This is a genomic window from Streptomyces sp. NPDC127108 (genome assembly GCF_042677545.1).
Classification (GTDB): Bacteria; Actinomycetota; Actinomycetes; order Streptomycetales; family Streptomycetaceae; genus Streptomyces.
In genome coordinates this window covers 151835-160913 of the sequence record NZ_JBHXTE010000007.1, presented here as the reverse complement: position 1 = coordinate 160913, position 9079 = coordinate 151835, and the positions used below count along the sequence as shown (strand labels likewise).

Sequence of the window (9079 nt, the reverse complement as noted above, 5' to 3'; positions counted from 1 at the left end):
GCCTCCCGCGCGCAGCCCCACGCCACGGTGACCCCGGCGCGGGGGTGAGGTGTCTTAGAAGAGTTGTGCGCGAAGACCCCTTCGCCAACAACTCTTCGCAACCTACGCTGAGTTCATGACAGAACCCTCGCCGGAGCCGCTGCGCCCCGATCCTCTCCAGGACGCCACGCTCGATCGCGCGGCGCTACGTGTCCTCGCCCACCCCACCCGCCTCGCCCTCCTCGACAGGCTCCGTCAGCAGGGACCGGCGACCGTACGGCAGTTGGCCACCCACTTCGACCTCGACTCGGGCGCGGCCAGCTATCACCTGCGGCGGCTCGCGGCGGGCGGACTCATCGAGGAGGAAGCAGAGCGGGGAACGAAGCGGGACCGGTGGTGGCGTGCCCGGCACCGCACGTCGTTCCATGACCCTGGAGCCACGAGGCCGGAGGATGCGGCGGACAGCCGCGCGTACGTACGTTCCGTGGTTCTCGCCTACGCCGAGTCCCTGCGCCGCGCCGCCGACGAGGTCGTCCCGGCCCTACCCGACGAGTGGTTCGCCGCAGCCATGTTCGGTGACTACACGGTGCGGGTCGCGCCGGATGAACTCGACGCCATGAAGGGGGAGTTGGTGGCGGTCATCGAGCGCTATCGCACACGCCCGAGCGAGGCGCCCGGCGCCGCCGACGTATCGGTGCGCCTCCAGGCGTTTCCACTCGCCGGGGGCGAGGAGGGCGATGCTCCGGTGGGAGCGAAGCATCGTGATGCGGCGATGGACGCGGGCGGGCGCGAGGGGTGAGGGTGCGGCGTGCCCGCCCACCCGCAAAGCGCCCTGCGCAGCTGGTGCCCCCTGAGCCGGTGGCGTGCTCTCGGCGGGCGGAGGACTGCGATCGGGCGAAGCCCTCCGCCCTGCGGGATGCCAACGTGCTGCGCTGGTTGTGCGCGTACGCGGCGTCGGTGACCGGAGACGTCGTCTACTTCACGGTCCTGACGTGGGCGGCGACCCGCGCGGCGGGCCCCGCGCAGGCCGGTGTCGTCCTCGCGGCCGGGGCGGTGCCGCGAGCTGTCCTCATGCTCGCTGGCGGTGTGCTCGCCGACCGGGCCGGGCCGCGCCGGGTTCTGATCGGCAGTGACGTCGTACGGTGCGTGGCCGTGCTGGGCGCAGCGGCCCTGACGTACACAGGGAGACCGGGACTCTGGCCGCTCCTCGCCCTCGCGGTGGTCTTCGGCGCGGTCGACGCCGTGTTCATGCCCGCGGTCGGCGCGCTGCCGCCCCGGCTGACGTCGGCGGGACAGCTCGCACGGGTGCAGGGCATGCGCACGCTCGCGGTCCGGCTCGGCAACGCGGTCGGGCCGCTGGTGGCCGCCGCGGTGCTGGCGGGTGGGGGAGCGGCGGCCGGGTTCGGGGCCGTGGGGCTGCTGTTCGTGGTGTCGGTGTGGCTGCTGGCGGCGGTGCGGGTGCCTGGACCGGCGGAAGCGGAACACCTGGCGCGGGCGCGGGAGCCTGAACGGACTGAGACGGAGCACTCGGCGTGGGAGCCCCGCGACCGCCCCGCTGCATCCCCGTGGCAGGACCTGCGCGCCGGCCTGCGTCACCTCCGAGACAGGCCCCGCCTCAGCCGCCTCGTCCTCCTCGTCGCCCTCGGCGAGATGTGCTTCAGCGGTCCGACAGCCGCCGGACTCGTCCTGCTCGCCGACGAACGTGAGTGGGGCGCGTCGGCGCTCGGCTGGATCCTGTCGGCCTTCAGCCTGGGCGGTGCGGCGACCGGCGTGGCGCTCACCGTGATCCCGCGCGTACCCCGTGCCCACGGCACGCTGGTCGTCTCGCTCACCCTCACCGCCGCCCTGGTCACTACGCTCGGCCGCCTCCCGGACGCTGAAGCCGCCGTGGCGTGCGCGGCGCTTCTCGGCGCGGCCTCGGGCGTGGCGATGGTGCTCGGCAACGCCCTGCTCCAAGAGGAGACCGAGCCCCGGTACATGGGGCGCGTCACCTCCGTGACGACCCTGTGCACCCTGGGGCTCGGTCCGCTGCTCTTCCCCCTGGTCGGTCTGACCGCTGCCGCATGGGGAACCGGCGCGTTCTTCGCCGCGTGCGGCGTGGTGTGCCTGGCCGCCGCAGTGATCGGCCTGTCGCCCGCGCTCAGGGGAGCGCGAGGCTGAGGGGCGCCTGATGGTGAGGGCGCCCCGCACCCTAGGCGGCGAACTCGCCCGCCAGTGCCGCCGCCATCCGCAGGTGCGGCGCCGCCTCGGCGTCCCGGCCCTGGCGTTCCAGGGTGCGGCCCAGCATCAGGCGGGCGTACTGCTCGACGGGGTCGAGGTCGAGGACCGTGCGCAGTTCGGTCTCGGCGCGGCGGAGCTGGGCCGAGTGGTAGTAGGCGCGCGCGAGCAGCAGGCGCGGGGCGACCTGCTCGGGGACCTCGTCGGCGAGCGGGGCCAGGATGCGGGCCGCCGTCGTGTACTCCTTGGCGTCGAAGAACTGGCCCGCGCGCTCCCAGCGCTCGGCGGCGGTGCCGTGGTCGAAGTAGGTGAACTCCACTGTGTGCCTCCTTGACCGCCCATAACGGCGCCAGAAAGTTGAATATTCCACGACTGGCATGGGCGGCGCGGGACGGGATATCGGATGTAGCGGGTGTCTCGGCGAAGAACCGGCTCAGGAGGAGGCGACGGGGTGGACAATGGGCCGACTCTCAGCACCCCGTCGCACAGCGACATCCGTGGACGTGCCGCGACCGGCGACACGTGACGGAACCAGCGGCAACAGCGGACGTGGCGCAAGCGGCGGCCGGCCGCCCGAGTAGAGGGAGCACATGCGGTGAAGGACATCTGGGCCTACCCGCCCGGCAGCGGCCACCACGGGGTGGGGCAGGAGCCCATGACGGGATTCACGGTCGAGGCGACCGACGGTGTCATCGGCCAGGTGGACCGGCACGTGGACCAGCCGGGCCGCCAGCACCTGGTCGTGGACACCGGAGTGTGGGTGTTCGGCAAGAGCGTGCTGATCCCGGCCGGAGCCGTCACGCGGATCGACCGCGAGGCCGGGACGGTGACGGTCGGGCACTCCAAGGATCAGGTGAAGGACGCGCCGCAGTTCACCACCGACAGCCAGACCACGGATCCCGCGTACCTCAACGAGGTGGGCGCGTACTACGCCACGCTGGACAGAGGCTCGGAGCTCTGACACCGGCGCCGCCGCGCGGTGGCGGCGCCGGTCGGGCCCGGGTCGGGGAGTTGGCCTGTCCGCTCCCGGTGCTCGGGGCTAAGTTGTGCCCTATGAGCAATCTTGATCGCGAGGCGGTGCCCGCGTTGTGCGGCGGCCGAGGGTTCGTCGTCGCGGAACCGGTGCGGGAACTCCTCAGCCCACGGCACGTGAAGCTCGGCGAGGCGACCGAGGTACGACGACTGCTTCCGAACCTGGGCCGCAGGATGGTCGGCGCCTGGTGCTTCGTCGATCACTACGGCCCCGACGACATCGCCGACGAGCCCGGCATGCAGGTGCCGCCGCACCCGCACATGGGCCTGCAGACGGTGAGCTGGCTGCACGAGGGCGAGGTCCTGCACCGGGACAGCACCGGCAGCCTGCAGACGATCCGCCCCCGCGAACTGGGCCTCATGACGTCGGGCAAGGCGATCTCCCACTCCGAGGAGAGCCCCAAGTCGCACGCCCGGCTGCTGCACGGCGCACAGCTGTGGGTCGCCCTGCCGGACGCCCACCGCCACACCGAGGCGCACTTCGAGCACCACGCCGACCTGCCGGTCGTCACCGCGCCCGGCGTCAGCGCGAAGCTGCTCCTGGGCACGCTCGACGGTGCTCAGTCACCCGGTACGACGTACACGCCGATCGTCGGCGCGGACCTCACCCTCACGCAGGGAACGGACGTACGCCTTCCCTTGGAGCCCGACTTCGAGTACGCCGTCCTGTCCATGGCCGGCGAGGCCCACGTGGACGGAGTCCCCGTACTCCCCGGCTCCATGCTGTACCTCGGCTGTGGCCGCACCGAACTCCCCCTGCGCGCCGACTCCGACGCCAGCCTCATGCTCCTCGGCGGCGAGCCGTTCGAGGAGGAGCTGATCATGTGGTGGAACTTCATCGGGCGCACGCAGGAGGAGATCGAGCAGGCGCGGGAGGACTGGATGTCGGGGTCGAGGTTCGGTGAGGTGAAGGGGTATGACGGGGGGCCGTTGGCTGCGCCTACGTTGCCCGCGGTGCCGCTTAAGCCGCGAGGGCGGGTGCGTTGAGCTGGGCGAATGTGGGTGGGTGACGGATCGGGGTGGTGAGTGAGGGCGACCGATGGGGCGGGTGCCGAACCCCTGGACGGACTGTCTCCGCTCGCCCGCCGGTGACTTTGGTGGCGTCGCGCGTGATTCCAGTCTGTGGACGGGTGCGGTCGGCTTTGGTCGGACTCATGCTGACTTCGCTGATGGTGCGCCAGGTTCTGTTTCGAGCCTGGCCCGGCTGGTCGTGGGCATGCGGACGGTGTGCAGACGAGAGCAGTGCTGTGCTTGATGCTGACTGGGACGTGGCGCTTCTGGCCAGCGGCACAGGGCGGCATCGCAGGGTGCGAGGCCGAGTTGGTCCGCACCTGGTCCGGTGATGGTGAGTGGCCTGTGACGCTGACGGCGTTCGTTGGGATGGGCCACCCGGCACTCGGATGTGGCCTCAGACCTGCTCACTGGACCTCGCCAGCCCGACGGCCGGCCCGCGGCCGGGCGTCGGGCTGTGGGTGACAGCGAAGAGCGTCGCGAGTCACGCGTTGCTCGATATGCCTGCGTTCGCGAGGATGTCACGCGCGGGCAGCGCCGTGCTCTGGGCGGCGGTCAGGCCGGAAGCCGCCAGGTGGGCGTCCACGATCCGAAGGCCGGCCGCGTATCCGGCGAAGTCGGGCAGTCCGACGGGCTGGAGCCCCATGTGCCGCGCGGTGGCGTCGCCGTACACATAGGCGGGCAGGTTCTGCATTCCGGCCACGTCGATGCCCGCCGCGACCTTCTCGCAGACGTCGTCCAGTTCCGGGCCGGACAGCGCCGTCGCCCAGGGGCCCATGGCCGACTCGCCGGCCAGTTCGCGTACGAACGCCTCGGCCAGCCCCTCGGCCACGACCTGTTCGCCGACCGTGACCGTCATCGGGTTCCAGACCACGTTGGCATAGCGCACGTTGTGGTGGAGCTCGTGAGCGGCGACGTACCCGATCTTCGCCAAGCTGGTCTCGGTGGGCCACATCGTCAGCTGGATGGCCCCGGGGATGCCGCCCATGCCGAGGTAGCCGGCGTTGCGGACCGTCAGCAGGTCGTCATCGGGGTCGCCGAGCACCAGGACGACATGCACGGTCTCGGCGTGCTCGGCTCCGGGCACCGCGCCGCGCAGCCGCTCCCATGCCGCAGCGAGGCAGTCCTCGATCTGACCCCACACCCCCGCGTCCCGCATCCGGCGCAGGGCCGTCAGGTAGCGCGGGTCCTCAACGTCGATCCGGAAGCCGCTGCCCATCTGGTGCATCTGGACCACGTCCACGCCCACCTGCGACATCACGACGTGCAGAGGGCTGAGCATGTCCCGCAGAGCGTCAGGCCGCTCATCCAGCGGGCGCCGCAGGAGATCGAGCATGGAGGAGGCCGTGTCATGAACAATGATCTTCATAGCCTGGGACCGTAGGACCTCACGCTACGTGAGGAGCAAGCCAGAAGGCCCTCGGCCGCGCGCACTCCTGCCGCGCCCCCACTCACTCCACTTGGTCACACCCCAACACGAGTGAGGCGACGAGCAGCCGTGCCCCAGCCGCCTTCCGGCGTCTACGTGGTCCCGGTCGACGCCGTGGGGAACGCCCCCGCAGCTGTCTGCAGCACTTGCTGTCGTTCTGCCTCACCTGGATTGCTGCGACACCCGGGTCTGCGCGACGGTGGCGTGGAACGGCGGCCGTATGGCGACCGCCAGGCGCTCACGCCCGATGCCACAGCTGGCGTCCGAGGCCGACTCGGAGTGGGCGGACCGTGGTTGCGGCATGCCGCGTCGTCCTGTGCGCGACTTCTCCGGACCGGGTGCTCGGGCGGTCAATACGTCGCGCCGTCAGACAGCCATGCTGTATTGAGCAGTTGTGGAGGCGCGATCGGGCTCCACCCCTGCGCGCTATCACGCAAAGGGAAGTGTATGCGTCTTCGGACCGCTTTCGTCTCCACTGTCTGTGCCGCTGCCGTCGGTGTTTCCGGTATCGGCGTCGCCAGTGCCGTTGCTCCTCAGGATGCCCGCCCAACAGCCGCCGTATCCACGGATGGCGTCACGGAGCAGCAGCTCGACGAACTCGCTGGCTATCTCGAGGCGATATTCGACGGCAAGATCTACGACGGCCAGGGCAGGTTCGACTACGAGAAGACCCGTGCCGAGTACGGCGCGGACCTCGCCGACGCCCTGGCTGATGAGTTCGCGGGCCTGGACAAGTCGGAGTCCAAGCGCGTCAAGCGCAGCTATGCCTCCTGCGTCCTCAAGGGCGTTGGTCTAGGTGGCCTCATAGGCTCCAGCACCGCCATCGTTAATGCCATCAAGGGTAAGCACTGGAAGCAGGCGGCCAAGCTGATCACCAAGGAAGCCGCCAAGCGGGGAATCAAGATTGGTGTGAAGGGCGGCGTCGTCGGCCTCGCGTCCGCGCTGGGCGGCTATGCCGTCTGGTGCGCGATGCCGTGGAGCTAGCCTCTAATTGGCCGCGGGCGTAGTGGCGTAACCGCGCGGAAGCCGGGTGGATGGGCACAAGCAGCCAATCCACCCGGCTTTCAGGGAACGTCGCTTTGCACGACCAGGCGAAGATGCGCGAGGTATTCCTCGAATCGCTCGCGACCGGACTCCGAGAGCCGGACCTGTGTCACCGGCCGGCGCCGCTCGCGCAGCTTTGCGATCTCCACCAGCTCATCCTTCTCCAGGATGCCCAGCTGCCGCGACAACTCGGCGGCAGACAGGTCCAGCGCCTCGCGCAGGTCGGCGAAGGTCACCTGCTGAACATGGCGCAGAGTGCCGAGAATCGCCAAGCGGACGGGGGAGTGCATCACCGTCACGAGGCGCGTGCGTGGGTGCTCGCTCGCCATGCTCAGCGCCTCCACCGCAGCACGAGGTAGACCAAGAAGCCAGCGCTGGGCAGTGCCGCCGCGGTCACTGCCGCGGCCAGCGGCGCGGGGCTGTCCCAGAGAATCTTGGACCCCGGGGCGCCGAGCATCACGGTGGCGAAGACCAGCGTCGCGTTCTCCGCCTTGGTGTGGGGCCTGCGGCGTGTGGCGCTCAGATGGAACCAGTACCACCCCATCATCAGGGCCACGGCCGCCAGGAGAGTCAGGACGCCCAGCGCGGTTGGGGTGCTGTGCGTGCTGGCGACGGTCAGTCCGGACAGCAAGACGGCGGCGGAGGCCACCCCCAGGACGCGCTCACCGGCTCCGGCAGGCTTGTTGAGTCTGGGGGCTCCATCGATGGCCCCCAGTTGGCCGGCTGCATCAAGCTCTCGCTCCAAGACTGATCCCTCCTGCGGAACGCTTCCTTTCAGTTGCAAGACTTGCATCTAGTTTCCAAAATGGCAACTAGATGGTGACCTCCGACTTTGCTCTGACACGCCGCCTTGGCAGGACGAGGAAGTGGCCTGGCCCGGCCCTCCGCCCGCTTCCGGCAGGACGGCCTGGAGCGGGCGCTGGCACCGTGGGTACTCCCAGCACCACGCGCTGGAGATTCGCTCGGCCCATTGGGCTGCAGCCACGCGCGCGCTGTGGCTGCGTCGCGTGTCATCGGCACGATCTGGAGCGGCGGCCCGAGCGCCGCGAGCAGTGCCTCCGGCTCGCCAGGGCATTCACCAGTGGATCCTGGCGCGAATTCCGTGGACGGTGATCATCTGAGAGCTCTGCGCCACGAGCACTGCCGTCCTGCAACACTTGGAGATCGAGCCCAGGAGGACATGGAACAGCCGCGTGCCGATTGGATGACGGGGGCGCGGTTCGGTGAGGTGAACCGGTACGACGGGGCGCTGCTGGCGGCGACGTGTGCGGGTCAACGCGGCAGATCTTGGGCCAGCGCCAGTACTTCGGTGAGGCGTGTTCGGACGGTGTTCAGTGAGGCGATCTTCTCCTCGACGTCGGTGAGTCGCCGCGTGATGACCCGTGCGCTCGCGGGGCAGACGGGACCGGCGGTGATGTCCTCGTCGAGGCAGGGGAGCAGGGTGCGGACGTCGTCGGCGGTGAGCCCGATCGAGAGCAGCAGTCTGATGTTGGCCACCTGGCCGACGGCTGTCTCGTCATAGTCGCGGTATCCGTTCGGCCCTCGCCGGGGGGTGAGCAGGCCCTGCTGTTCGTAGTACCGCAGCGCTCGGCTGGTGGTGCCGGCCTCGTTCGCCAGTTCTCCGATCAGCATCGTTTCCTCTTCACCCGGCCGCGCTCAAGCCTCCGTCGACACGGATGACCGTACCGGTGAGGTATCCGGCCTCGGGGCGGGTCGCGTTCACGATCCACCAGGCGATCTCCTTGGGCTGAGCGATGCGCCCGAGGGGAATGCGGTCCCGAAACTCCTGGCCCGCCACGGCGATCTACTCGTCCGCGAACCCGGCTTGGACGTGATGTTGACGATGGTGCCACTGCCCTCCAGGTGGGGCAGGGCGTGCTGCGTGAGGAGCACTGGGGCCAGAAGGTTCGTCGCGAGCTGTTTCTCCGCGACCTTCCGGTCGATCGCACGGAGTGGAGCGGGGCGAGTGATCGCTGCGTTGTTGACGAGGACATCGATGCGGCCGAACGCCTCCACCGCGGCGGCGACGATGTCGGCGGGGGCGTCGGGGTCGGCGACATCGGCCACGAACGTTCGGATGCGCGGGTTCTCTCCGGCTGTCTGTGTCAAGCGTTCGCCCGTCCGGCCGACGATGAGAACGTCGGCCCCCTCGGCGGCGAAGTGTCGTGCGGCCGCACGACCGATCCCGGTTCCCCCTCCGGTGATCAGTACTGCCCGGCCGTGCAGGGTGGTTGTCTCCTCCATGTGCGAGACGCTAAACCTTGCCCCTGGCGTCAAGGTCAAGGTCAAGGGGCAGGGCCAGGGACGCGACACCGGCAGCCACTGAGGCGGCAGAAGTACGCGCCGATGAGTTTCCGGGACGGGGCC

Annotated in this window: 12 protein-coding genes; 5 read left to right on the top strand and 7 right to left on the bottom strand. The window is 69.9% G+C overall.

Features of this window, described 5'->3' with window-relative positions; translation table 11 throughout:
* Positions 1 to 115: 115 nt before the first annotated feature.
* On the top strand, positions 116 to 778 hold the full coding sequence (locus tag ACFVHO_RS08275) for an ArsR/SmtB family transcription factor (RefSeq protein ID WP_385711453.1): 663 nt from the start codon (positions 116 to 118) through the stop codon (positions 776 to 778).
* Between the two features lie 125 nt (positions 779 to 903).
* Positions 904 to 2139 (top strand): MFS transporter, encoded by a 1236-nt coding sequence (locus tag ACFVHO_RS08270; protein ID WP_385711451.1) that lies wholly within the window; start codon positions 904 to 906, stop codon positions 2137 to 2139.
* 31 nt (positions 2140 to 2170) lie between these two features.
* Here ACFVHO_RS08270 and ACFVHO_RS08265 read toward each other — a convergent pair whose 3' ends face one another.
* Entirely contained in the window at positions 2171 to 2515 is a 345-nt protein-coding gene (locus ACFVHO_RS08265) for a tetratricopeptide repeat protein (RefSeq protein ID WP_385711449.1), read from the bottom strand.
* A 276-nt stretch (positions 2516 to 2791) separates the two neighbouring features.
* Here ACFVHO_RS08265 and ACFVHO_RS08260 point away from each other — a divergent pair, with 276 nt between their 5' ends.
* Together ACFVHO_RS08260 and ACFVHO_RS08255 are read left to right on the top strand one after the other, a co-directional pair.
* On the top strand, positions 2792 to 3157 hold the full coding sequence (locus tag ACFVHO_RS08260) for a PRC-barrel domain containing protein (protein ID WP_385711448.1): 366 nt from the start codon (positions 2792 to 2794) through the stop codon (positions 3155 to 3157).
* A gap of 92 nt (positions 3158 to 3249) precedes the next feature.
* Positions 3250 to 4215, top strand: a complete 966-nt coding sequence (locus ACFVHO_RS08255; protein WP_385711446.1) for a pirin family protein — start codon at positions 3250 to 3252, stop codon at positions 4213 to 4215.
* Positions 4216 to 4723: 508 nt separating this feature from the next.
* Here the strand turns inward: ACFVHO_RS08255 and ACFVHO_RS08250 are convergent.
* Complete coding sequence (locus ACFVHO_RS08250) at positions 4724 to 5608, bottom strand: DUF2268 domain-containing protein (RefSeq protein ID WP_385711445.1); 885 nt, start codon at positions 5606 to 5608, stop codon at positions 4724 to 4726.
* A gap of 507 nt (positions 5609 to 6115) precedes the next feature.
* Between ACFVHO_RS08250 and ACFVHO_RS08245 the strand changes: the two genes are divergently transcribed.
* Positions 6116 to 6652: a hypothetical protein gene (locus tag ACFVHO_RS08245; RefSeq protein WP_385711443.1), complete on the top strand. Its 537-nt coding sequence runs from the start codon at positions 6116 to 6118 to the stop codon at positions 6650 to 6652.
* Positions 6653 to 6732: 80 nt separating this feature from the next.
* Here the strand turns inward: ACFVHO_RS08245 and ACFVHO_RS08240 are convergent, their stop codons facing one another.
* From ACFVHO_RS08240 to ACFVHO_RS08220, 5 genes are all read right to left on the bottom strand, one after another.
* On the bottom strand, positions 6733 to 7041 hold the full coding sequence (locus tag ACFVHO_RS08240; protein ID WP_385711441.1) for a transcriptional regulator: 309 nt from the start codon (positions 7039 to 7041) through the stop codon (positions 6733 to 6735).
* Positions 7042 to 7043: 2 nt separating this feature from the next.
* Positions 7044 to 7457 (bottom strand): hypothetical protein, encoded by a 414-nt coding sequence (locus ACFVHO_RS08235; protein ID WP_385711440.1) that lies wholly within the window; start codon positions 7455 to 7457, stop codon positions 7044 to 7046.
* 527 nt (positions 7458 to 7984) lie between these two features.
* Positions 7985 to 8344: a MerR family transcriptional regulator gene (locus ACFVHO_RS08230; protein ID WP_385711438.1), complete on the bottom strand. Its 360-nt coding sequence runs from the start codon at positions 8342 to 8344 to the stop codon at positions 7985 to 7987.
* A 10-nt stretch (positions 8345 to 8354) separates the two neighbouring features.
* Positions 8355 to 8450 (bottom strand): hypothetical protein, encoded by a 96-nt coding sequence (locus ACFVHO_RS08225; RefSeq protein ID WP_385711548.1) that lies wholly within the window; start codon positions 8448 to 8450, stop codon positions 8355 to 8357.
* Positions 8432 to 8956, bottom strand: coding sequence for an SDR family NAD(P)-dependent oxidoreductase (locus ACFVHO_RS08220; RefSeq protein WP_385711436.1), 525 nt, complete (start codon positions 8954 to 8956; stop codon positions 8432 to 8434). The genes ACFVHO_RS08225 and ACFVHO_RS08220 overlap by 19 nt, the downstream gene beginning before the upstream one ends.
* Between the last annotated feature and the right edge of the window lie 123 nt (positions 8957 to 9079).

What these genes read in the sequence shown, in the direction of transcription:
- ACFVHO_RS08230 (WP_385711438.1), bottom strand. Translation starts at nt 8,344, where the DNA reads ATGCTGATCGGAGAACTGGCGAACGAGGCCGGCACCACCAGCCGAGCG.
- ACFVHO_RS08240 (WP_385711441.1), bottom strand. Translation starts at nt 7,041, where the DNA reads ATGGCGAGCGAGCACCCACGCACGCGCCTCGTGACGGTGATGCACTCC.
- ACFVHO_RS08255 (WP_385711446.1), top strand. Translation starts at nt 3,250, where the DNA reads ATGAGCAATCTTGATCGCGAGGCGGTGCCCGCGTTGTGCGGCGGCCGA.
- ACFVHO_RS08220 (WP_385711436.1), bottom strand. Translation starts at nt 8,956, where the DNA reads ATGGAGGAGACAACCACCCTGCACGGCCGGGCAGTACTGATCACCGGA.
- ACFVHO_RS08250 (WP_385711445.1), bottom strand. Translation starts at nt 5,608, where the DNA reads ATGAAGATCATTGTTCATGACACGGCCTCCTCCATGCTCGATCTCCTG.
- ACFVHO_RS08245 (WP_385711443.1), top strand. Translation starts at nt 6,116, where the DNA reads ATGCGTCTTCGGACCGCTTTCGTCTCCACTGTCTGTGCCGCTGCCGTC.
- ACFVHO_RS08275 (WP_385711453.1), top strand. Translation starts at nt 116, where the DNA reads ATGACAGAACCCTCGCCGGAGCCGCTGCGCCCCGATCCTCTCCAGGAC.